At 67.2% G+C, this 19,082-nt stretch carries 18 protein-coding genes; 9 read left to right on the top strand and 9 right to left on the bottom strand.

The window, feature by feature from the left end; translation table 11 throughout:
- Positions 1 to 11 precede the first annotated feature (11 nt).
- Positions 12 to 626, bottom strand: a complete 615-nt coding sequence (locus tag DVW87_RS07080) for a TetR/AcrR family transcriptional regulator (protein ID WP_147276229.1) — start codon at positions 624 to 626, stop codon at positions 12 to 14.
- A gap of 113 nt (positions 627 to 739) precedes the next feature.
- Entirely contained in the window at positions 740 to 1,495 is a 756-nt protein-coding gene (locus DVW87_RS07075; RefSeq protein WP_114686956.1) for a sigma-70 family RNA polymerase sigma factor, read from the bottom strand.
- 329 nt (positions 1,496 to 1,824) lie between these two features.
- Here DVW87_RS07075 and DVW87_RS07070 point away from each other — a divergent pair, with 329 nt between their 5' ends.
- The 6 genes from DVW87_RS07070 (at position 1,825) to DVW87_RS17765 (ending at position 10,767) form a co-directional block, all read left to right on the top strand.
- Positions 1,825 to 3,597 carry a mechanosensitive ion channel family protein gene (locus DVW87_RS07070; RefSeq protein ID WP_114686955.1) on the top strand — a complete coding sequence of 591 codons (1,773 nt, stop codon included), beginning with the start codon at positions 1,825 to 1,827 and terminating at the stop codon, positions 3,595 to 3,597.
- Between the two features lie 87 nt (positions 3,598 to 3,684).
- Complete coding sequence (locus DVW87_RS07065) at positions 3,685 to 4,842, top strand: efflux RND transporter periplasmic adaptor subunit (RefSeq protein ID WP_114686954.1); 1,158 nt, start codon at positions 3,685 to 3,687, stop codon at positions 4,840 to 4,842.
- Between the two features lie 3 nt (positions 4,843 to 4,845).
- Complete coding sequence (locus tag DVW87_RS07060) at positions 4,846 to 8,121, top strand: multidrug efflux RND transporter permease subunit (RefSeq protein ID WP_114686953.1); 3,276 nt, start codon at positions 4,846 to 4,848, stop codon at positions 8,119 to 8,121.
- On the top strand, positions 8,114 to 9,574 hold the full coding sequence (locus tag DVW87_RS07055) for an efflux transporter outer membrane subunit (protein ID WP_114686952.1): 1,461 nt from the start codon (positions 8,114 to 8,116) through the stop codon (positions 9,572 to 9,574). The genes DVW87_RS07060 and DVW87_RS07055 overlap by 8 nt, the downstream gene beginning before the upstream one ends.
- Positions 9,575 to 9,613: 39 nt before the next feature.
- The gene (locus tag DVW87_RS07050) at positions 9,614 to 10,405 is read left to right on the top strand and encodes a MipA/OmpV family protein (RefSeq protein WP_114686951.1); all 792 of its coding nucleotides are present in this window, start codon (positions 9,614 to 9,616) and stop codon (positions 10,403 to 10,405) included.
- Positions 10,406 to 10,524: 119 nt separating this feature from the next.
- Positions 10,525 to 10,767, top strand: a complete 243-nt coding sequence (locus DVW87_RS17765) for a hypothetical protein (RefSeq protein ID WP_147276228.1) — start codon at positions 10,525 to 10,527, stop codon at positions 10,765 to 10,767.
- 302 nt (positions 10,768 to 11,069) lie between these two features.
- Here the strand turns inward: DVW87_RS17765 and DVW87_RS07045 are convergent, their stop codons facing one another.
- Positions 11,070 to 11,936: an NmrA family NAD(P)-binding protein gene (locus tag DVW87_RS07045; RefSeq protein ID WP_114686950.1), complete on the bottom strand. Its 867-nt coding sequence runs from the start codon at positions 11,934 to 11,936 to the stop codon at positions 11,070 to 11,072.
- Between the two features lie 107 nt (positions 11,937 to 12,043).
- Between DVW87_RS07045 and DVW87_RS07040 the strand changes: the two genes are divergently transcribed.
- Positions 12,044 to 12,757, top strand: a complete 714-nt coding sequence (locus DVW87_RS07040) for a TetR/AcrR family transcriptional regulator (protein WP_114686949.1) — start codon at positions 12,044 to 12,046, stop codon at positions 12,755 to 12,757.
- Between the two features lie 312 nt (positions 12,758 to 13,069).
- On the opposite strand, the gene DVW87_RS07035 is transcribed toward DVW87_RS07040, so the two are convergent.
- Positions 13,070 to 13,924, bottom strand: a complete 855-nt coding sequence (locus tag DVW87_RS07035) for a quinone oxidoreductase family protein (protein WP_181814746.1) — start codon at positions 13,922 to 13,924, stop codon at positions 13,070 to 13,072.
- 96 nt (positions 13,925 to 14,020) lie between these two features.
- On the opposite strand from DVW87_RS07035, the gene DVW87_RS07030 reads away from it, so the two are divergent.
- Complete coding sequence (locus DVW87_RS07030) at positions 14,021 to 14,395, top strand: winged helix-turn-helix transcriptional regulator (protein ID WP_114686947.1); 375 nt, start codon at positions 14,021 to 14,023, stop codon at positions 14,393 to 14,395.
- 764 nt (positions 14,396 to 15,159) lie between these two features.
- Positions 15,160 to 15,417, top strand: a complete 258-nt coding sequence (locus DVW87_RS07020) for a hypothetical protein (RefSeq protein ID WP_114686945.1) — start codon at positions 15,160 to 15,162, stop codon at positions 15,415 to 15,417.
- 398 nt (positions 15,418 to 15,815) lie between these two features.
- Here the strand turns inward: DVW87_RS07020 and DVW87_RS07015 are convergent, their stop codons facing one another.
- The 5 genes from DVW87_RS07015 to DVW87_RS07000 all read right to left on the bottom strand — a co-directional run bounded on the left by DVW87_RS07015 (position 15,816) and on the right by DVW87_RS07000 (position 19,064).
- Positions 15,816 to 16,310 carry an alpha-hydroxy-acid oxidizing protein gene (locus tag DVW87_RS07015; protein ID WP_420822321.1) on the bottom strand — a complete coding sequence of 165 codons (495 nt, stop codon included), beginning with the start codon at positions 16,308 to 16,310 and terminating at the stop codon, positions 15,816 to 15,818.
- A complete protein-coding gene (locus DVW87_RS18605) occupies positions 16,267 to 16,428 on the bottom strand; it encodes an alpha-hydroxy-acid oxidizing protein (RefSeq protein ID WP_420822320.1) in 162 nt (53 codons plus the stop codon). Before DVW87_RS18605 ends, DVW87_RS07015 begins: the two co-directional genes overlap by 44 nt.
- Positions 16,425 to 17,417, bottom strand: coding sequence for an alpha/beta fold hydrolase (locus DVW87_RS07010; RefSeq protein WP_181814745.1), 993 nt, complete (start codon positions 17,415 to 17,417; stop codon positions 16,425 to 16,427). Before DVW87_RS07010 ends, DVW87_RS18605 begins: the two co-directional genes overlap by 4 nt.
- A 37-nt stretch (positions 17,418 to 17,454) precedes the next feature.
- The gene (locus DVW87_RS07005; protein ID WP_147276227.1) at positions 17,455 to 18,051 is read right to left on the bottom strand and encodes a cupin domain-containing protein; all 597 of its coding nucleotides are present in this window, start codon (positions 18,049 to 18,051) and stop codon (positions 17,455 to 17,457) included.
- Between the two features lie 95 nt (positions 18,052 to 18,146).
- Positions 18,147 to 19,064 carry a LysR family transcriptional regulator gene (locus tag DVW87_RS07000; protein WP_114686942.1) on the bottom strand — a complete coding sequence of 306 codons (918 nt, stop codon included), beginning with the start codon at positions 19,062 to 19,064 and terminating at the stop codon, positions 18,147 to 18,149.
- Between the last annotated feature and the right edge of the window lie 18 nt (positions 19,065 to 19,082).

Below are 19,082 nucleotides of genomic sequence, written 5' to 3'. Positions count from 1 at the left end.
AGCCGAGAAAATCACGCCTGCAATAACGTACAGATGGCTTTCCAACGCTGTTCGAAGGTCGTCTTCCGCGATGCCTCGCCGGATCCCAGCCAAGCTCGGGAAGTGCTCGCCGCTACCAGCATTTCCGAGATCAGTTCGGCAAGTGCCCTGGTGTCGCAATCGGCCGTCGGTCGGGCAAGCATGACTTGCTCGATCCGCTCGTGGATCATGGCGATCGAGAAACCCCGCCATTGGATCAGGCGGGCACGAAGCTCCTCATTCCGCAACGCTGCTGCCTGGAGAAAGATGTTCAGGCGGTTCTTCTTGCTTTCGTCGATGTCGAACCGCCGCCACAGGAACTCTCTAAGCGCCTCCAACGGATCGGTGGGCAGGTCGGCAGTCAGGAACCGTCGCTGAAAGTCGCTATGGGCGTCGATCGCATGTGCCAGAAGCTCGATCTTGCTGGGCCAGCGTCGATAAATCGCCTGTTTGCTGATCCCGGCCGACTGGGCGACCCCGTCCATGCTGAATTCGATGCCGTGTTCGATGAAGGCATCCAGAGTGGCATTGACGATCGTCCCGTCGATCAGGACGGCGCGGTCGCGGCTGGGACGGCCGGTAGACCTCGATGGAGATTTCTGGTTCATGATGACTGCGCCATAATCGGACGCCACTGCGGCATCAAATGGTGAACTTGCCGGCGCGGGTGTCCTTGCCGGTGCGTCGGAACGAAGCGGGCGATTGGGGAGCAAAGGCCTCCCTAGCCGATCAGGAATGTCGTGCCCGCGGCTTTTGCCTCTCGCAGACGCTGCCTCGCGGAAGAAACCGCAAAGGTCGGCTCTGCAGGCGAAGGCTCCCGCGCCTTCACGGGGCGGGCGGGCTGCCCCGGTTCGGAGGGTGGTGTTGCATTCTGCGCTTCCGTGTTGACCATCAAAGACAGCGCTCGCCGCGCCCGTGCCACCCGGCTTTTCAACGTTCCGAGAGCCACGCCCACGTGCTCCGCGGCGGCTTCGTAAGACAGATGGTCGAACACAACGAGCTGCAACGCGGTCCGCTGATCCGCTGGCAGATTTTCGACGAGCGCGAGGATCTGCTGCAATTCGACCGATGCGGACTGGCTCTCTCCGCTCTCCAGCATGCTTTCCACTCGCTCGCTCCACTCCCCGGTCCAGCGCCGGCGTCGCAGGCTGGTGCGATGCACGTTTCGCAGGATGGTGAAGCACCAGGCGGCAAGGCTGGTTGCCGGATCGAACAGGTGTTGCGCCCGCCAGGCGCGCAGGAGGGTGTCCTGTACCAGGTCCTCGGCTGCCACGGCGTCGCCAGCCAGCGACCGCGCAAGGGAGCGCAGGCGCGGTGTCAACGCCACGAGCCTGGATGCGAGCTCGCGTTCGGCGTCGGGCAGTCGATCGAGGGTTCGCAGCAGGCGAGACCACATGGGTGGCAGCGGCCGCAATGTCTCGCCCCCGTAGAGATCGGCGAGAAGCGCGCCCAGATCCCCCAAGGCACCATCGGTCATCAGGTCTTCTCCGCGGACAGCGGCGGGCCCCCGAGGGCACGTGCTCTTTCCGAAATCTCCTCTTCCACTTAACCCGTAACTTGTTAAACGCAACGGTCTAGTTGCGTTAGCGCAATCGTGTTGATCGAAGCGAGGCTGACACCGTGTTCACGCGCCGACCCGGAACCGATCAGGGAACCTGCTCTCGAACGCTTGGATTCGGAAGCAGCGTTTTGCTCGTCCTGCTTGCCGCTGTTCCCTCAGCCGGTAGTGCCGCCATTCGCGCCGGCAACCCGGAGGGCCACGGTCTTGCGGCGGACCTTTGGCGAGACGCCCATGCCGGCCTGTCCTTGATCTTCCGCCAGTTGGACCAGCCGTTCCGCGCGGACCGCGGTGCCGTCCTGCTGCTGGCCGCGCTCGGAATGGCGGCTCTGGTCATGTGGCCCTTGCGGCAATGGTTGTTGTTTCGCCTGACGCGCCATCTCACCGCAAAGGACCATGCCACGGATCTCGTGCGCTATGGCAAGGCGCTTGGGACCGTTATCGTCACGGCCGCCTGCTTTGTTGCCGGTGGCCTGCTCGTATCCGCCGGTCTGGAGAGCAGCCTGCAACTGCTTCCGGAGGTGCGGTCGCTGCTTCCGGTCGTCGTCGCCGGATTCATCCTGACGGGCGTGGGGCTCGGCGTCGGCCGTGCGTTGCGCTCTCCGGACGCAAAGCATCTGCGGCCGATGGAGCTACCCTCCGGACTGGGCAGGACCATCGGCATGTATCCGTTCGCCGCGGGGTTGATGCTGGGGCTGGCTGCCTTTTTCGATCAGGCCTCGCCTGTTCTGCATGCGTCGCCCCGCACCTGGGGGCTCGTGCAGGGCATTCTGGCCTGTGCGGAAGCCCTGCTGATCGCACGCTTCCTCATCCATGCCGGCCGCGCCCGCGAGCGACAGGTCGCAACCGCGGCGGAGGGGCAGCCGTCTGCGGTTCCGGCGATCTTCGGCGCGACGGCGGTCGCCTGGATCGCGCTGGTGGTGGCGATCGCCGCATTGCCGCTGGGCCATGTCCGCTTCGCGATGACGGTGTTGCAGGAGATGATGTGGGCACTGCTCGTGCTCAGCATCGCGTGGCTGGCGACGCGCTTCCTGGATTCGCTGGTGTCCAGCTTGCTGAAGGCGGAGCATCGCGCCGCGAAATTCGCCACGGGCGTCGTGGGAGTCGGGCAATCGCGGGTCGAGCAGAGTGCGCTTCTCGTCAGCGCCTTCTTCAGCGTCGCGATCTGGCTGATGGCGCTGGTGCTGGTGCTTGCGCCCCTGCACGGGGACGGCGGCAGCGTCGCCAATCAGGTGCGCCTGAGGCCGATGCTGGCGTCGCTGGGCGCGGTGAACCTGTCGCCTCGCGCGATCTTCATCGCGGTGGCGATCCTTGTTGGCGGCATCGTGGCAACGCGCATGGTGCGTGGCTGGATGGAGCGTCGCTTTCTGCCGTCCACCAGCCTCGACGCCGGCGCCCGGAACTCGATCGTCACCGGATTCAGCTATGTCGGGATCATCGTCGCGCTGCTGGCGACGTCCGCGACGCTCGGACTTCAGCTCGACAAGATCACCCTTATCGCCAGCGCGCTGACCGTCGGCATCGGCTTCGGCTTGCAGGCGATCATCCAGAACTTCGTGTCGGGCGTGATCCTGCTGTTCGAGCGGCCGATCAAGATCGGCGATTGGGTTTCGGTGGGCGGTGCCGAGGGACGGGTGCGCAAGATGCGCGTCCGCGCCACGGAAGTCGTGGCGGACGACGGCTCTATCGCGATCATTCCGAACTCCCAGTTCATTTCCTCGACCGTCATGAACAAGTCGGACGCGACCGACCGTTCCAGCTTCGACCTCACGATCAAGATTGCCGGGTGCGACTCCGCGCATTCCGCAAAGGAGCTGCTGCAGAACCGGATTGCCGGGTGCGACGCGGTGCGACGCGATCCGCCGCCCCATTTCTACCTCGAGCAGATCGGCGATGCCGCATGGACCTTTCGCGTCCGCATGCATGCCAGCGAACAGCGCTCCCAGGCGAGCATCGTCAGCGATCTGCTCTTCCACCTGAGCGAGCTCACCAACGACCGGCTGACGGTGTCGGTCGCCTGATTTGTAAAGAAACGCTACCGGTGAGTTGCGTTAATCCACGCGGCAGTCTAGTTGCAGCGCCGACCATCAACGAGAGTGAGACACCGGATGCGGCTAATCGGCATGTTTGCCATCTGCGGTGTGCTTGCTGGCTGCGGGGAGCGACAGGCGAAGAAGCCTGCCGCGGCGCCCGCGCCGGTCGTGGAGGTCGAGACGGTTCGCAGCCAGGACGTGCCGAACCTCCTGGAACTGCCGGGTCGCATCCAGTCGGTCCGGACTGCCGAAGTGCGGGCGCGCGTCGACGGCATCGTCCAGCGCAGGTTGTTCCAGGAAGGAAGCGACGTACGTGCGGGCCAGCCGCTGTTCCAGATCGATCCGCGCGCCTATCGTGCGCAGGTCGAGCAGGCGCTGGCCGTTCTCCGCCGCGCGCAGGCGGCGCGCACCAATGCCGCGTCGGTGGTCTCGCGCTACGCGCCGCTGGTGCGCGACCGCTCGGTGAGCGGGCAGGAGAACGACGCCGCCGTGTCCGACCTGCGGCAAGCCGAAGCGCAGGTTGCCGAAGCGCGCGCACAACTGGCGCAGCGCAGGCTCGATCTCGAATACACGACCGTTCGCGCGCCGATCTCGGGCCGCGTCGGCATCGCGGAAGTCACGGAAGGCGCGCTGGTCAGCGGGGGGCAGGCGACGCTGCTCACGCGCGTGGATGAGGCAACGCCGATCTATGCCGTCTTCTCGCAGTCGAACACGGCGATCCTCGACGCCATCGCACAGCAGCGCTCGGGCAGCCTGCAGCTGCGATCGTCCGGCGAGGTGCGCGTGGCACTGGTTCTGGACAACGGCCAGGAATATCCCGTCGAAGGCAAGATCGACTTCACCGCGCCGACGGTGGATGCCCAGACCGGGACGCGTACGATCCGCGCCGTCTTCGCCAATCCGCAGCGACTATTGCAGCCCGGGCAGTTCGTCCGCGGGCGCATCCGGGCAGGAATGCTGCGGGACGGTGTGACCGTCCCCGCACGCGCGATCCAGTTCAAGGGCGCGCAGGCCAGCGTCATGACGGTGAATGCCCAGAATGTCGTCGTCGCGCGTCCGGTCAAGCTCGGCGCCGAGGTCGGCAATCGCTGGATCGTGCCATCCGGATTGAAGAACGGCGAGCGCGTGATCGTCAACGGCTGGCAGAAGGCGCGTCCCGGGCAGCAGGTGAAGATCGCCCCACGATCGGCGGCGACGCCCGCCGGCGGCCAGCCGACCGCGCCGCGGAGCTGACCCGTGGACAGCTTCTTCGTCAACAAGCCGGTCTTCGGCTGGGTCATCGCGGCGTTCATCGCGCTTGCCGGCGTGCTGGCGCTGGTCTCCTTGCCGATCGAGCAATATCCATCGGTCGCGCCACCGTCGCTGACGCTCAGCTACAATTACACCGGCGCGGATGCCTCCACGCTCGACAGCGGCGTCACCTCGGTGATCGAGCGCGAAATGAACGGCATCGACGGCTTCCTGTACATGGCCTCGACCAGCCGTTCGAACGGCACCGGCCAGGTGGTGCTGACCTTCGAGTCCGGGACCAACATCGATATCGCGCGCACCCAGGTGCAGGACCGGCTGCGGCGCGCGGAAATCCGGCTACCCGAGCAGGTGCGACGGCTGGGCATCGACATCCGCGACAACTCGGCCGGGTTCGTGATGCTGCTGGCGCTGTCGTCGAAGAACGGGCAGCTCACGCCGCTCGAGATCGGCAACTACGCGTCGAACAACGTCGTCAACGAGCTGCGCCGCGTGCCCGGTGTCGGCGACGTGCAGCTGTTCGGATCGCAATATGCGATGCGGATCTGGCTCGATCCCGAGAAGCTCGCCGGCTTCGGCCTCTCGCCGACCGCGGTGCTGAACGCCATCTCCGAACAGAACAGCCAGACCGCCGGCGGCGGCCTGGGCGAGCAGCCGATCACGCGCGAGACCGAGTTCGCCGCCAAGATCGTGACTCAGAACCGCTTCAGCAGTCCCGAGCAGTTCGAGAACATCATCGTGCGTGCCAATACGGACGGCTCGACCGTCCGGGTGCGCGACGTCGCCCGCGTCGAGCTTGGCGCCGACAGCTATGCGCTGCGCGCAAAGGTGAACGGTCGCGAGATCGCCGGCATGGGCGTGCAGCTGGCGACCGGCGCCAACGCCGTCGCGACGGCGGAGGCGGTGCGCGCGCGGCTCGGCGAACTGCAGCGCAACTTCCCCGCCGACCTGACATGGTCGGTTCCGTTCGACACCACGCCCTTCATCAACGCGTCGATCGACAGCGTCATCCACACGCTGGTCGAGGCGATGGTGCTGGTGTTCGTCGTCATGTTCCTGTTCCTGCAGAACTGGCGCGCGACGCTGATCCCCGCGGTGGTGGTGCCGATCGCGCTCGCCGGCGCATGCCTCGGCCTTTATCTGTTCGGCTTCACCATCAACACGCTGTCGCTGTTCGGCATGGTGGTGGCGATCGGCATCCTGGTCGACGACGCCATCGTCGTCGTGGAGAATGTCGAGCGCATCATGGCCGATGAGGGGCTCAGTCCCCGCCGTGCGACGATCAAGGCGATGGGGCAGATCCGCGGCGCGATCATCGGCATCACGCTGGTGCTCATCGCGGTGTTCATCCCGATGGCCTTCTTTCCCGGTTCGACCGGCGGCATCTATCGCCAGTTCTCGGTCACGCTCGCGGTGTCGATCTTCTTCTCGGCGGTGCTGGCGCTGACGCTGACGCCGGCGCTGTGCGCTTCGCTGCTGAAGCCGCACGCGCATCCCGGTGACGAGCCGCGGGAGAAGGCGCCGCCACGGCGTGGGCCGCTCGGCTGGCCGCGCCGCTTCTTCGACTGGTTCAACGACCGCTTCGGCCGCGCCACCGAGGGCTATGCCAACGCCGTCGGGCGGATGACGGCGGCGCCGGTCCGCTGGCTCGCCGTCTTCCTCGTCGTCTGCGGCGTGACCGTGCTGCTGTTCACCCGGCTGCCCGGCGGCTTCCTGCCGACCGAGGACCAGGGCTATTTCCTGGTCAATTACGATGCACCGCCCGGCGCCACCATGCAGCGCACCGAGGCCGAGGTGCTCAAGACCGAAGCCTTCCTGCGCAAGCAGCCCCAGGTGCGCAACGTGATGACGCTGATGGGCTACAACTTCTTCGGCCAGGGGCAGACGGCGGCGCTGTCGTTCGTCGACCTGCATCCCTGGGCCGATCGCAAGGAGGCCGCGGACCGGGTGGAGTCGGTGATCGGCAAGACGATGGGGGCGGTGATGGGCAATCCCGCGGCCACGATCTTCGCGCTCAATCCGCCGCCGATCCAGGCGCTCGGCAACGCCACCGGCTTTTCGATGAAGATCGAGGACCGCAGCGGCGTCGATCGCGAGGGGCTGCTTGCCGCCCGGAACGCCATGCTCGCTAAGGCGATGAAGGACCCCAGCCTCTCGGGCGTGCGGCCGGACGGGCAGGGCGACGCCCCCGAACTCTATGTCGACATCGATCGCGTGCAGGCGCGATCGCTCGGGCTGCAGATCGCCGACGTCAACGCCACGCTCGCGACCAATTTCGGCTCGGCCTATGTCAACGACTTCAGCCTCGATGGGAACGTCCTGCGCGTCTATCTCCAGGCCGATGCCAGCCGGCGCATGACGCCGGCGGACGTGCTGGCGCTCAGGGTGCCGGTCAGCGCATCTCAGGCGCAGCAGCAGCCGCAGCAGGATCAGGAACAACAGCAGCGGCAGGCGGCGCGCACGGGCAATCTGGTGCCGTTCTCGGCCTTTGCGAAGGTGTCGTGGCGCACCGCGCCGGTGCAGCTCGAGCGCTACAACGGCTATCCCTCGCTGACGATCTCGGGCCAGGCCGCGCCCGGCCGCTCGTCGGGCGCCGCGCTGGAGACGATGGAGCGGATCGCCGGCGAAGCGTTGGCCGGGGACGTCGCCTTCGAATGGACCGGCACCGCCTATGAGGAGAAGCAGGCCGGCGGCCAGATCGGCATGCTGCTCGGCCTGTCGATGGTGGTCGTGTTCCTGCTGCTCGCCGCGCTCTACAACAGCTGGGCGATCCCGCTGTCGGTGCTGCTGGTCGTGCCGTTCGGTGTGCTGGGGGCGGTGCTGTTCACGATGCTGCGCGGCATGGCGGCGGACGTCTATTTCAATGTCGGCCTGATCACGATCATCGGCCTGGCCGCGAAGAACGCGATCCTGATCGTCGAATTCGCAATTGAGGACGAGTCCGGCGACAGATCGACCCACGACGCGACCGTGGAGGCCTCGCGCCAGCGGCTTCGCCCGATCCTGATGACCAGCCTGGCCTTCATCCTCGGCATGGTGCCGCTGGTCATCGCCTCGGGCGCGGGCGCGGCGAGCCGCCAGGCCGTCGGCACCGGCGTGATGGGCGGCATGATCATCGCCACGCTGCTGGGCATCTTCTTCACGCCGGTCTTCTACATCGCGGCGCGGCGCTGGCTCAGCCGCCCGCATCATCACGAGGACGAGGAGGACGCGCCGCCCGCGCGGCCGGACCGCGCGAGCAAGGGGGAGATCTCCCATGCGTAAGGCCGCTCTCTTCGCGCCGCTGGTTCTCGCGGGGTGTAATCTCGCGCCCCAGTATCGCCAGCCGATCGCGCCGGTGTCCGACCGCTTCGCCGGCGCCGCGCCCGCCGCGTCGCCCGCTGCTGCGGAAACGCGGCTGGCCACCGACCTGGGCTGGAGCGAGTTCTTCGGCGATCCGCGGCTGCGCGCGCTGATCGATGCCGCGCTCACCAACAACCGCGATCTTGCGCAATCGCTCGCGCGGGTGGCGCAGGCGCGGGCGCAATACCGGATCGAAGCATCGGCGCGCCTGCCCCAGCTCGACATCAACGGCGGTTATACCAAGTCGCGCCAGCCGCTGGGGGCGATCCCCTTGCCGGGCGGGCTGGGCTCCGAGTCCGCTGCGGTCACGCTGGAGAACTGGACGACGAATGTCGCGGTGGCCAGCTTCGAACTCGACCTGTGGGGTCGGGTGCGAAACCTGTCCGAAGTGGCGCGGGCGCAGTATCTGGGCACGGTGCAGGGCGCGCGCGCCTACCGGCTGTCGCTCATCTCGCAGGTCGCGGCCGCTTATTACACGATCCTGTCGGGCGAGGAACGGATCGCGCTGGCGGAGCGTACGCTCGCCGGTCGCGAGGAAGGCGTGACGATCGCGCGCCGCCGGCTGGACGCTGGCGTCACGTCCACGGTGGATTACGACCAGACCGTTCTGCTGGCGACACAGGCGCGCGCCGACCTCGCCGCCCTGCAACAGCAGACCGGACAGGCCCGCAACCTCCTCGATGTCCTGGTCGGTGGCCCGGTTGCCGGCACCCTGCCGGCCGCGAGGCCGCTTGCCGACAGCCGCCAGTTTGCCCGTCTCGACGCGGGGCTGCCTTCCGCTCTGCTGCTGAACCGCCCCGACATCCTCGAGGCCGAGTACCAGCTGCTCGCCGCCAATGCGAACATCGGGGCCGCACGCGCCGCCTTCTTCCCGACGATTTCCCTGACGGGCCAGTTCGGCTATGTCGCGCCTGAAGTCGGTGACCTGTTCAAGGCGAACACCCGCACCTGGTCCTACGGCGCGAACCTGTCGCTGCCGATCTTCGACTGGGGGCGGCGGCGCGCGCAGCTCCGGGTGAGCAAGGCTCAGGCCGATGAACTCGCCGCGGCCTATCAGCGGGCGATCCAGCAGGCGTTCCGCGAGGTCGCCGACGCGCTGGTCGGCCGGCAGGCGCTTGCGCAGCAGATCGCGGCGGTCGAGCAAACCGTCGCCACGCAACAGCGGCTCGCCCGGACGGCGCGGCAGCGGTACGACCAGGGCCTGTCGATCTATCTCCAGGTGCTCGATGCCGAGCGCAGCCTGTTCGCGGCGCAGCAGCAGCTGATCGATCTCCGATCCACGGTCCTGCAGAACGACGTCGCGCTCTACGTGGCGCTCGGCGGCGGTCAGCGCGTGCGCGCCGCGGACCCGATCCCGCCATCGGACACGCCCTGACCGCGCGCCCATCATTCCATCAGAGTGCAAGGAACCGACATGAAGCTCTCAAGGCCGACCATCGCCGCCGCCGCGCTCCTGGCAATCGCCACGACCCCGGCGCACGCACAGGACGTGAGCAGCGTGACGCGGGAAGCGCCGCGCCAGCAGAGGGATCGCATCGTGATCGGCGTGGGCGCTGCCGCGATACCGACCTATCAGGGATCGGATGACTATCGCGTCCTGCCGATCCCGGTGATCGACATCGCCAAGGGCCGTTTCTTCGCCAACCTGCGCAACGGGATCGGCGTCAACGTGATCGACGGCGGCCCGGTGACGATCGGCGGCAGCGTCGCGCTGATGCCCGGCTACCGGCGGAAGGACGTGCCCGACGGCGTGGACCGGGTGACGGTCGGCGGCGGCGGCCGCCTGTTCGCCAACCTGAAGGCCGGTGGTGCGATCCTGACGGTCGGCGGAACGAAGGGCTTCGCCGGCAGCACCAAGGGCGTCATCGCCGACGCCAGCCTGTCCTATCCGGTGGTCGCATCGCGGCGCCTGATCCTCATCCCGGCGATCGGCACGAGCTGGGCCGACAGGAAGCACAACGATCGGTATTTCGGCATCAACGCCCGCGAGGCGCTGGCGAGCGGCCTTCCCGAATATCGGCTCGGTGGAGGCTTCAAGGACGTCACGGCCGGCGTGACGGCGAACTACCGGTTGAACAGGCGTCTCAGCCTGGCCGCCTCGGCGAACGTGTCGACGCTGCTCGGCGATGCCAAGGACAGCCCGCTGGTCGAGCGCAAGACCCAGCCCACCGGCTTTCTCTCGCTCAACTATCTGTTTGGCCGGTAGCGGCTGGGGGCCAATGCCACAGCCAAGCGGTAACTGGCTGTTTCGGATACGCCCGGACGCAGCCGATCTGAGGATTACCTACGACGTCGAATCAACGGATCAACAACGGAGAACGTATAATGCGCAAACTTCTCATCGGCTTGACCCTGCTATCGGTGGCCGCACCCATGGCGTCGGTGGACGCCCAATCGCGGCGTAACAGGGAGGTCCGCAGCGAGCAGCGTGAATGCCGACGCGAGTTGCGCCGGGCAGAGAGCCGCCGCGAATACAACCGTGAGCTTCGTGAGTGTCAACGTGAGCTCAGCAACGCCCGGCGCTCGGGCAACTGGCATAATTGGGATCGTCGCTGGCGTAGCTGGTAATCCGAAGCGTGTAGGCGGGACTGGCGTAGAGCCGGTCCCGCCCCGACCATGTCGCGGCCATGCGGGCGCCGTTCAGCACCGCGGGACGAGATCGAGTCCCTTGCTGGCCGGGTGGGCTACGGCCTGGTCCAGGTCGGCGACTATAGTGGCAAGGTGGTTGATGCCGCCATTCCGAAGACTGGTCTGCGCCACCTGACGACCAGCGTGCCTGAGTTCGGCCTGAACGTTCTGGAGCAGCTCGACCTCAGGTCGCCGCGCGCAATCAAGGACACGGTCACGCCGGGCCAGCCGAGATCCGCTTCCTATCGGCTCGGCGGCGCAAGCACGTCGCGCAGGCTTTGTGGCTCACGGCCGATGAGGTCGCCGAGCGCCGGGCTGACGGCGGCGAACTCTCCTGCGCGGGCGGCCCGATACATGCCGAGCGTGATCGCGACCACGGGCTTGGGCATACCTTGGAATGCCAGGTCCGCCTCAAACGCATCGTCCGCGGCGACCTGCCGCACGACGCAGCGTCCGTGAAGCTCGGACAGCATCGCCGCCGCGTCGTCCAAGGTCGGAGCTTCGGATGCGGTAAGCGGCGGAGTAGGGCCGTCGAAGCGACCCTCGTCGGTCAGGATGGCGGCTGCAGCCGCCGCCAGGTCGTCGCGTGTCGTCCATGCGACCGGACCGTCCGCCGGCGCCGACAACAGGCCGGTCGATGCCGCGTCGCGGACAATCAGCGATGGCACCGTCTCGGCGTAGAAGCCGTTGCGCAGCGCCGTCCAGGCGATCCCCGCCTCGCGCAGGATCACTTCGGTCGCGGCATGGGTATGCATCGGCACGAACGCCGACGTGGCGCTGGCGCCCATGTGGCTGGTGTACAGGATGCGTCGTGCGCCCGCCGCGCGGGCGGCGCCGATCGCGGATCGGTGATGCGCGACCGCGTCACCGCCGAAGCGCTCCGCGTCGGAGGAGACGATCAGCACCTGATCTGCGCCGGCAAACGCCGCGGCGAGGCTGTCGGGCGCCGCGAAGTCGCCGTGCCGCACCTCCACGCCGGCCTGCACGAGCGCGGCCGCCCTGGCCGGATCGCGCGTGGTCGCGACGATGCGCTCCGGTGCCGTTCTTTCGAGCAGCTCTTTGATGACGCGGCTTCCGAGATTGCCGGTGGCGCCGGTCACAACGATCATCGCATCCCCCGTCGCGAAACAATGCTAACGCAGGAGCAGTAGCGCCGTTTCGCAGTGTTAACAAGATGCAGGTATCGCTGCTATGCGCGACGGCGTAAGGGTCGGTCATGGTTCCGCTCGCTCCTGACGATCTGTCTTCCGACGCTCGCGCCCGGATTGTCGCCGCGACCGCCCACCTCATCCACGCCGGCGGGGTCGCAGCGGCCACCACGCGCGCAGTGGCAAATGCGGCGGGGGTGCAGGTGCCGACGATCTACCGGCTGTTCGGCGACAAGCGGGGTCTGCTGGACGCGGTCGCCGAAGCCGGGCTCGCGGCCTATGTCTCGGAAAAGGCGCGCCGGACGCCGGGCAACGATCCGGTGGAGGAGCTCGGCCAGGCATGGGACGACCACGTCGCCTTCTGCCTAGCCCATCCGGCGATCTTTGCCCTGATGAGCAGCATAGGCCCGGATGGCCGGCCCTCCGCCGCAGCCGAGGCCGGGCTCGAGGTCCTGCGACAGCGCATCCGCCGGGTGGCGCAGGCCGGGCGTCTTCGGGTCAGCGAGGAGCGGGCGGTCGATCTTGTCCATGCCTGCGGCACCGGCGTCATCGGCGTGCTTCTCGGCAAAGTCGCCAGCGAGCGGGGCGATCTGGCGGCTGCGGCACGCGAGACCGTGATGACGGCAATCATCGCTGGGGTCGGCAGCGAGGAGGCCGCGGAGGGCAGGGAGGTGGCCAGCCTGGCTTCCGGCGTCCGTGCGCGCATCGACGAAGCGGACATGCTCTCTCCGGGCGAACGGCTCCTGTTGGACGAACTGCTGCGGCGGATCGCCGGCGGCTAAATCCCGCGTCCGGGCGAGCGGCCGGTGACGTGCTTGAAGGCGACGCCGAAGGCACTCTCCTTCCTATGCGTGGCCGGCGGCGCGGAGCGATCTCGGCGACGCTGTCGGTCCGGATGCGGAGCCCGTCCGCCGCCCGCAGCAGGCGCCAGCGGGTGAGATACTCCGCAAGCTGATCAGGCTCAGGCGGATGCTGCGCGCGGCGGAAGCGCATGATGGTGGCTATCAGAAGCCCAATTCGTCGGCGGCGGCTTTGCGCGGAATGAAGGATTTGACGCCGCTCGGGAGCGATGTCGCAATGACGATCGCCGGACGTCAGGGCACCAACAAGATCTTTCCCGAAATCCCGCCTTTTGCAAGGAGGCGGTGCGCTTGATCCGCTTCTTCGAGCGGCAGGACCATCGCGACCAGCGGTCTGATGGTGCCCGCTGCCACCTCGGCCAGCATCTGCTGCGCCGCGTGATTCAGATCGACGTTGCCGATCGTGTCGAGGCTGAGCGTGGCGACCGACCGCGACCGCTTGAAGTCGGCCAGGAGGGAGCCCGCGAGATCCGCCGGCGGCAGGCCCGCCGCGATGCCAGCGATCACGTAACGGCCGTTGGCATGCAGCTGTTCAACGTAAGCGGCGGTGTCCGGGCCTGCGACCAGGTCCACCACGACGTCCGCGGGTGAGGGCGCATCGTTCCTCTCGGGTTCGACGACATCGGCCTCCAGGCGCTTGGCCATCTGCACGGCAAGGTGGCCAATCCCGCCACGAGCACCGCGCACGACGACACGATCGCCTGGAGCCACCTGCGCTTTCGCCAGACAGAAGTGTGCGACCAGTCCGTTCATCCCGGTAGCCACCGCTGCCTCGAACGACAGCGCGCCGGGCAGGGCGACGAGCACGTCGCTGCTCACCACGATCTGCTCGGCATATGCGCCACCCTGCCCCCGCGCTAGGACTCGCCGGCCAAGCCACTGGGGATCGGCGCCAGGTCCGACGGCGCTGACGATCCCCGCCGCCTCTATTCCCGGCACGAACGCCATGGGCATCATCTGTCGCATGATGAGGTCTACCCGCCCCACGCCGATCGCGCGGACGTCGATGCTGACCTGTCCGGCACCTGGCGCCAGGGGCTCGGCTTCGCTTACCTCAAGCCCGATCTCGTAACCCGTCGATACGATCACTCTCATGCTGCTTTGGCCTTTGTGACATGCATGCGAGTGGAGCTATATCCGGGATACTAACTCCACAAGAACGCACCAGCGGGTGATATAATAGCTATGGCGATACCTCCTCCCTTCGATGATGCGCCTCCTGAATTGTCCGCGGGAGCGAGGATCCTCATGGCTCATCTTTCGGACAAGTGGACGCTCCCCATCCTCGTTCATCTTTGTCAGGGACCCTTGCGGTTCAACGCCCTGCGGCGCTGTGTCGGACCCGTGACGCCCAAGGCTCTGGTCCAGACCCTCCGCCGACTGGAGCGCAGCGGCATCGTCTCACGACGGATCGTCCCCGGATCGCCGCCCGGTGTGGAATACCAGGGCACGGAGTTGGGCTTCTCGCTGGCGCCAGCGATCAGGGCCTTGCTGCACTGGGCATCGATGAACTTCGACGCGATCGAGCAGGCGCAAACGGATTTCGACGCGCGCAACTGAACCGGCGCATGGTAAAAATCGCCGGAGATCAGGACGGTGCCTTCGACAGGGGCGTGCTCGGGATGAATTGTGCGATCAGGCGGCGGCAGGCAACCGCCAGCACGCGCGATCTGGTGACCAAGTGCGCCAAGCTGGGCTGTAGCGGCCATAGTTGCACATCATACGTCCTGCCGCATTTACCTTGCAGCGGAGCCGCTTAGGCCATTCCTCGCGATCTCCATGGAAGATCATCGATACAGCCGATCGTTTGGGACGCGTTCCAGCTATGCCAGAGCGCGTAATTGGCAATCAGACGGCATGAAGCATCGCGACCTGCGGGGGGGCTCGGCTCACCCCGTCGAGTGGCTGCAGCCTAAACGGTTGACAGATGCACGCGAGATAAAGAGTATTAAGTATACAAAGTAGAGGAAGCCGGATGATGGCACATGGTGGCCCCGTTCTTCGCCGGGGGCTTCTCGCGCATCCGGCCACGGTCCAACGGCGCTCCGATCGACCTGTTCGGCGGCCAAGCTGATGCCTTGGAACCGCGCTTCCATTGTCGACCGGATGGGCCCGGCGGCCGGCAGCGGCTCGGCCGACAGCATCAAGCATGAGCGCGGATTCGCGAGTGCGAGCACGTTATTCGCAGCCGCTGACCTGCAGATGTCCGGATTGTTCAAGGCGCCAGGCGGCGGCTATCCGGGCACCAGGTTCCTTGGCGAGCTGCCCATGGGCACCTCGGCTCCGGAATGGAGGGCGGCAACAGTGCACGTTCCGGACCAGCCATGAGCCGGCCGGCACGTATCGCCGCCGTACGCCACCCGCCCGGCGTGGCGGTGCTGGCGCTGACAGAGGCGTGGGAGCGGTTCTCCTTCTACGGCATGCAAGCGCTCCTCATGCTGTACATGATCGAGGCGCTGCTGCCGGCCCGGCCGGAACAGCGGGTCGCGGGTTTCGCACGCTTTCGCAGCGCGGTGGAGGCGGTGACCGGCCCGCTGCCCGATGCGGCGCTTGCGTCACAGATCGTGGCCGACCGCACCTGAAATACCGTGTGCCGGTGGCTCCCCTGGCCTTCTCCTTCACACTGGGTAGGCTGCCGTGACCCGCGCGTTGGCGGGGCCTATGTCAGGGGTCGCCCACACGCGGATCACGGGCGCACCATTGGCGCGACGTCGTCTTTCACGACGTCTCGCGAAAACGCGACCGCTCGCGAGATCGGCACGGGGCAGCGCCGCCATGGACTGGTTGTCGGTGCCCGCCGAAACGGTGGCGCACGTTGGTGGTTTCATGGCCGCCTGCAACTTCGCCCGCCGGCTCAAGACGCCGAGCGGCTCCACGCCCTACGAATAGATCGCCAAGGTCCGGACCTCATAGCCGGTCGGTTCATCGTCAACCCGATTCACCAGACGCCGGGACTAAACGCCCAGTCCTTCAACCGCCGTTACCGGCGGACCAGCGCGCTTTGGTCGAAAGCGGACGCCTGTGTCGTGCCCGTCAGCGCCATCGCGATCCGCAGCTCCGCTTTCAGGATGGACAGCATCCGACTGACGCCGCGCTCTCCTTCCGCCGCCAGCGCATAGGCCCAGGTGCGTCCGATCATCACGCCCTTGGCGCCGGACGCAAGCATCTTCGCCGCGTCGAGACCCGATCGCACGCCGCCATCGGCGAGCACTGTCGGCCGGTCTCCCACCGCCTCGACGATGGCGGGAAGCGCGCGGATGGTGGAGGGCGTTCCGTCCAGCTGGCGCCCGCCATGGTTGGACACGACTATACTGTCCACGCCGGCACAGGCGGCGGTCCTTGCGTCCTCCGCATCGAGGATGCCCTTGACGATCAGCGTGCCGGGCCAATGCTCACGGAGGAAGCCAAGCGTCTGCCAGGTGACGCGCGCGTCACCGCAGGATGCGCTGGCGCAGCTCGAGATCGGCCAGGTCATGGGTGTTGCGGCGGAGCGTCGCCTCGGCATACGATCCGCCATCGACATATTCGAACAGGAACGGCGGCAGCCGACGCCGCGCAGCCTCGCGGTAATCCGCGAGGGAGGCGATCCTCACGCGGCAGTATCGCCCTTCGCGGGTTCTACAGGCTCGGCCAGAAAGGCGAGAACGGCGGCGAACAGCTCGTCCCGCGCCGGCTCGATCATCGCGAAATGCGTGCCGCCCGCGACCGTCCGCAACTCGCACGGTGCGCGCACGATCTGCCGCGCGATCGCTTCGCCCTGGCGGAGCGGCGTGTCCATGTCGTTCGTGCCGACGATGACCAGCGTCGGCACCGCGATCGCGCCGGGATCGTAGCGTGGCACGCCGGCGATCCAGTGATCGGCAATGTCCCGCACACTGCCATTGGGCACCTTGATGCGCGATGCTCCCGGGTTGGCGTCTCGCGCCGTTTGTTCCAGCGCCTCCACCAGTCGCTCCGGCCAATGACGGGACTGAACCTCGCCCCGCACCTCTTCCGGCAGGCCGCGGAACCAGCGGTCGATGAACGCGACCGGATCGACCTCGCGATAGGCCTTGGAGAGGGTCGCCTCGTTCACCAGCAGGGAGGGCGTGTCGCGCACCCATTGCGGCGCGTACAGGACGAGCTTGCCGATATCGGTCGCCCCGCCGGCCGCATATTCGCCGCTCACCGAGGCGCCCCACGACCAGCCGACCAGGTCCACCGATGCGCTGCCGGTAAGCGAACGGATGGCGGACATGGCGGCGGCGAGGTCCACCAGCGCGTCCGTCGTCCGCGCTACCGGTGCCTCGCTCCCATCCTGCTGCACGACGACCGGCGGAACGGTGGAGCCGCCATAGCCGCGGAAATCCACGGTCCACACATCGCGTCCGTTGGCGGCAAGCGCGTCCATCCAGGAATAGCCATCAAGCGGCAGGTCGAAGATCAGGGTGCCCGGCAGGGTGGAGCCATGGACCAGAAGCACCGGCGGCGCCTCCGTCGGCACCTTCGGGCGCTTGCGCGTCAACAGCAGGCGGATGTCCGCGCTGCTATCGACGTGGTGCTGTTCGGCGGAAAAGGACGCGGGATCGCTGGGCAGGGGCAAGATATGTTCCCGAAAATATGGTCGAAAGGACGTTCGATCAGGCGTGCTCGGCTTCGTCTTCCGGCTCGCCGGCATTGAACTTGAAGCCGATCGCCTTCAGCTGATCGACCACCTCCCCGCCGAAATCAGCCTCCAGATCCTTTGCGAAGTCCGGTGCATAGGCCACGCGATCCTCGCTGCGATCGACAGGCGGCTGGATGATGACGAGCAGGCGCGCGACCTCGTCCGAGATGTTGGTGAAGCTGCGCGTCACGCCGGCCGGCACGGAGATGAAATCGAGCGGCTCCAGCACGAGCGAATGCTCGCCGTGATCGCCCCACAGGATCTCGAACCGGCCGTTGAGGCAGAAGAAGTTCTCCACCGTCATCTCGTGGCAGTGCAGGCCCGGCGAGTCGCCCGGCGGGCATTCGGCGATCGAGACCACGGCGCCCGGCAAGCTCTTGATCGGCGCCATCGCGCTGCGGCCCTTATAGTCCTGCGGCGCCATGATCGAATAGACGCTGCGCGCGGTGAGACGTTCGAACGCCTCGATCGGGATACCGGCGTTGGTGTACTGCTTGGAATAGGGGACCAGGTCCTTGAAGCGGGCGACGCGCGCCGTCATTTCCTCGACACTGGGCGTAAAGGTCTTCACGGTCGTCTCTCCTTGGCAAGCCTTTGCGTGCAGAGTAACCCGCGCCGGCTCGGCCGATCCAATACCGCTTGCGCATCGCAGCCGATGCGCGTGCCCTATCGTTCGGCGAAAGTGCCGGCGTCCTCCAGCAGCGCGAACTGTTCCTTGAGCAGGCGAGCGACAGCGGAAGTCGCGGGATTGCGCTCGCGGCTCTTGCGCGTGGCGAGATGGCGATCGAGCGACAGGTCCGCGATGCGCGCGAAGCGCAGGCCCGGCTGGTCGAGTTCGGCCAGGATGCCGGAACGCGGCAACACGGCCGAGCCGAGCCCCGCACGCGCCAATGCCAGCGACAGGGCCAGGCTTTCCGTGCGGAAGCGGATCGCCTGGACGATCTGCCGGTCGGGCGCCAGCGCCTCGAACCACCCTTCGAGACCAGGTCCGCCGCCAGAGACGATAAGGGGGTGTTCGGCAAGATCGGCGAGCTGCACGACGGCCGGCATGTCGCGGCCTTCGGCGGCAACGGCGAGATAGATCTGCTCGCGGCAGAGCGGTTCGAGCCGGAAGGCGGTGCCGGCACGCGGATTGCCGATCACCGCGATGTCGAGCTGATCGCCCTCCAGCATGGCGACGAGATCCGCCATCAGCCGCTCGTGGAAACCGAGCCGTACCTCCGGCAGCTCCCGGTCGACCCGCACCGCAAGCGGCGAAAGCAGCCGCACTCCGAGCGAAGGCGGCACGCCGATGGAGACATGACCGCGCGGCGCCTGTTCGGCGCTGCACACGGCATCGCGCGCCGCATCCAGCGCGCCGAGAATGCCGTGCGCATGATCGTACAGCACATGGCCTTCGCGCGTGAGATCGACGCCGCGCGGGTGACGCAGGAACAGGCGGGCGCCCAGTTCGTGCTCCAGCTCCTGGATCGCGCGGGTGAGTGCAGGCTGCGACAGGTGGAGCCGCTCGGCTGCCTGGTGGAAGCCCCGGTCCTCGGCAACCGCGCAGAAATAGCGCAGCTTGCGGGTATCCAGTTGCGTCATCCAGCGGCTACGGCGCAG

The sequence above is a fragment of the Sphingomonas aracearum genome (assembly GCF_003345355.1).
Taxonomy (GTDB): Bacteria; Pseudomonadota; Alphaproteobacteria; order Sphingomonadales; family Sphingomonadaceae; genus Sphingomonas; species Sphingomonas aracearum.
The sequence above is the reverse complement of the archived record's forward strand: the minus strand, read 5'-3'. Positions and strand labels throughout refer to the sequence as shown.

Coding starts and splice junctions, on each gene's coding strand:
- DVW87_RS07080 (WP_147276229.1), bottom strand. CDS start 626: ATGAACCAGAAATCTCCATCGAGGTCTACCGGCCGTCCCAGCCGCGAC.
- DVW87_RS07075 (WP_114686956.1), bottom strand. CDS start 1,495: ATGACCGATGGTGCCTTGGGGGATCTGGGCGCGCTTCTCGCCGATCTC.
- DVW87_RS07065 (WP_114686954.1), top strand. CDS start 3,685: ATGCGGCTAATCGGCATGTTTGCCATCTGCGGTGTGCTTGCTGGCTGC.
- DVW87_RS07055 (WP_114686952.1), top strand. CDS start 8,114: ATGCGTAAGGCCGCTCTCTTCGCGCCGCTGGTTCTCGCGGGGTGTAAT.
- DVW87_RS07050 (WP_114686951.1), top strand. CDS start 9,614: ATGAAGCTCTCAAGGCCGACCATCGCCGCCGCCGCGCTCCTGGCAATC.
- DVW87_RS17765 (WP_147276228.1), top strand. CDS start 10,525: ATGCGCAAACTTCTCATCGGCTTGACCCTGCTATCGGTGGCCGCACCC.
- DVW87_RS07045 (WP_114686950.1), bottom strand. CDS start 11,936: ATGATCGTTGTGACCGGCGCCACCGGCAATCTCGGAAGCCGCGTCATC.
- DVW87_RS07040 (WP_114686949.1), top strand. CDS start 12,044: ATGGTTCCGCTCGCTCCTGACGATCTGTCTTCCGACGCTCGCGCCCGG.
- DVW87_RS07030 (WP_114686947.1), top strand. CDS start 14,021: ATGGCGATACCTCCTCCCTTCGATGATGCGCCTCCTGAATTGTCCGCG.
- DVW87_RS07020 (WP_114686945.1), top strand. CDS start 15,160: ATGAGCCGGCCGGCACGTATCGCCGCCGTACGCCACCCGCCCGGCGTG.
- DVW87_RS07015 (WP_420822321.1), bottom strand. CDS start 16,310: ATGACCTGGCCGATCTCGAGCTGCGCCAGCGCATCCTGCGGTGACGCG.
- DVW87_RS07000 (WP_114686942.1), bottom strand. CDS start 19,064: ATGACGCAACTGGATACCCGCAAGCTGCGCTATTTCTGCGCGGTTGCC.